The organism is Saccharomonospora iraqiensis subsp. iraqiensis, from assembly GCF_000430445.1.
Taxonomy (GTDB): domain Bacteria; phylum Actinomycetota; class Actinomycetes; order Mycobacteriales; family Pseudonocardiaceae; genus Saccharomonospora; species Saccharomonospora iraqiensis.
In genome coordinates, this window is record NZ_KE387035.1 from 107,187 (window position 1) to 109,272 (window position 2,086).

Below are 2,086 nucleotides of genomic sequence, written 5' to 3' on the forward strand. Positions count from 1 at the left end.
GGCACCGCCCACGACGCGCGGCGCGGGGCCGCCGCAGGCCCCGGCCAGTTCGGTGGCCAGCTCGCCGACGGTGTGCGGTTCGCCGGAGCAGATGTTGACCGGGGTCAGCGTGCCCGGGTCGGGCGCGGTGCGCAGGGCGAGCAGGTTCGCCCGGGCGACGTCGGAGACGTGCACGAAGTCCCGGCGCTGGCGCCCGTCCTCCAGCACCGTGGGCGCCTCGCCCCGGCGCAGCGCCGACCGGAACAGCGAGGCGACCCCGGCGTACGGGGTGTCCGACGGCATCCGGGGCCCGTAGACGTTGTGGTACCGCAGTGCCCACACGGTGCCGCCGGTCTGCCGCGCCCACGCCGCCGCCAGGTGTTCCTGCGCCAGCTTGGTGGCCGCGTAGACGCTGCGCGGGCGGAGCGGGGCGTCCTCACCGACCGGCCGGGACTCCGGGATTCCCCCGCACCCGGGGCACCGCGGGTCGTAGACGCCCGCCTCCACGTCCGCGCGGGACCGGGGCGCGGGTTCGACGTCGCCGTGTTCCGGGCACACGTACCGGCCCTCGCCGTAGACGACCATCGACGAGGCCAGCACCAGCCGCGACACGCCCGTTTCGTGCATGGCGGCCAGCAGCACCGCGGTGCCGTGGTCGTTGTTGAAGGTGTAGGTCGGCAGGTCGGAGGGGTCGAGCCCGTGCCCCACGACCGCCGCCTGGTGGCAGACGGCGTCCACCCCGGACAGCAGGTCCCGGACCAGCGCGTCGTCGGTGACGTCACCGCGGACCAACCGGTGCGGACCGGTGTGGTCCGGACCGTGGTCGTGCGGGTCGTGGTCGTCCGTGCCGTGAGCGGTGGGCACGAGCCCGTCGAGGGGGACCGGCTCGTGGCCGGACTCGGCGAGCAGATCCGCGATGTGGGAGCCGATGAATCCGGCCCCGCCGGTGACGAGAACACGCACCCGCCTCACGCTAGGGCGCCCCCGGACGCACCGCAGGGCGGACACGGGCGGGTGGCTTCCGTCCGGGTCGTTCCGCCGGTGACGCGGTGGTCGGCTCGCTGCCTGTCGCCCGCGGTGTCGCGGGTACTACGGTGGCCGCATGGAGCGGGATTCGCAGCGGCTCGGCCGCGCGCTGGTGGTGATCGTGGACGACCGGACGGCCTCGGGTGAGGTCGAGGACAGCATGGGCCCCCTGGTCACCGAACTGTTGGAGGAGGCCGGTTTCATCGTCGACGGCACCGTGGTGGTGCGGGCCGACACCGTCGAGATCCGCAACGCGCTGAACACGGCCGTGATCGGCGGTGTCGACGTGGTGATCACGGTGGGCGCGACGGGGGTCTCCCCGCGCGACGTCACCCCGGACGCCACCTCCGGGGTGCTCGACCGGCCGGTCCCCGGCATCGCGGAGGCGCTGCGGGCCTCCGGCCTGAGCGCGGGCGCGGTCGACGCCGGGATCTCGCGGGGACTGGTCGGTGTCTCCGGCAGTACCCTCGTGGTCAACCTCGCGGGATCGCGGGCCGCCGTGCGCGACAGCATGGCCACACTGTCCTCGCTGGTCCCGCACGTCATCGACGAACTCTCCGGCCTCGACGCGAACTGAGCCGCGGCACGGGCCGGGGAAACCACGAACCCACGGGAGACGGGGACGGACGACAGTGGTGGGACGGGACGAGGCGGACCACGCCCGGCGGCGTGGACGGATCGACGACGTGTTCGGTGAGGTGCTCCCCCGCACCTCGGCCGACGAACGCGACCCCGGGTCGGACCGGGCACGGGAGAGCCCGGACGACTGGTACCGGGACAACCGGCCCCCGCACCACGACCGCTGAGCCGGCCCCGTCCGGTCGGTCCCGTCCGCATCCCGTCGGGACCGGCGCCTCCCGTCGGCGCCGGTCCCGTGGTGCCGTCACTCCCACAGCACCGTGACCGGACGGTCCAGCGAGGCGGCGGCCACCTGCGGTGCCTCGTTCTCGGCGACGGCCACCAGGGCCAGCGGGTCGGCGCGTGTCCCGTCCGGAACGGCACCGGCCGCCCCGGCGGCGGTGTCCGTGCCGAACACCGTGACCACGGTCGCCCGCTCGGCGAGGACCTCGGGCCGGGCGTT

General features: G+C 75.0%; 3 protein-coding genes and 1 pseudogene. 2 read left to right on the plus strand and 2 right to left on the minus strand.

Features of this window, described 5'->3' with window-relative positions; genetic code table 11:
• Nucleotides 1–942, minus strand: a 942-nt coding sequence (locus ACTIR_RS21105; RefSeq protein WP_034237760.1) for an NAD-dependent epimerase/dehydratase family protein, incomplete at its 3' end; no start/stop codon positions are given.
• 139 nt (nucleotides 943–1,081) lie between these two features.
• Here ACTIR_RS21105 and ACTIR_RS21110 point away from each other — a divergent pair.
• Nucleotides 1,082–1,582: a MogA/MoaB family molybdenum cofactor biosynthesis protein gene (locus ACTIR_RS21110; protein ID WP_034237762.1), complete on the plus strand. Its 501-nt coding sequence runs from the start codon at nucleotides 1,082–1,084 to the stop codon at nucleotides 1,580–1,582.
• 58 nt (nucleotides 1,583–1,640) lie between these two features.
• On the plus strand, nucleotides 1,641–1,811 hold the full coding sequence (locus ACTIR_RS27040; protein ID WP_199285550.1) for a hypothetical protein: 171 nt from the start codon (nucleotides 1,641–1,643) through the stop codon (nucleotides 1,809–1,811).
• Between the two features lie 77 nt (nucleotides 1,812–1,888).
• On the opposite strand, the pseudogene ACTIR_RS0101495 reads toward ACTIR_RS27040, so the two are convergent.
• Nucleotides 1,889–2,086 (minus strand): annotated as a pseudogene (locus tag ACTIR_RS0101495) (hypothetical protein); the annotation flags it as partial.

Coding starts and splice junctions, on each gene's coding strand:
- ACTIR_RS21110 (WP_034237762.1), top strand. CDS start 1,082: ATGGAGCGGGATTCGCAGCGGCTCGGCCGCGCGCTGGTGGTGATCGTG.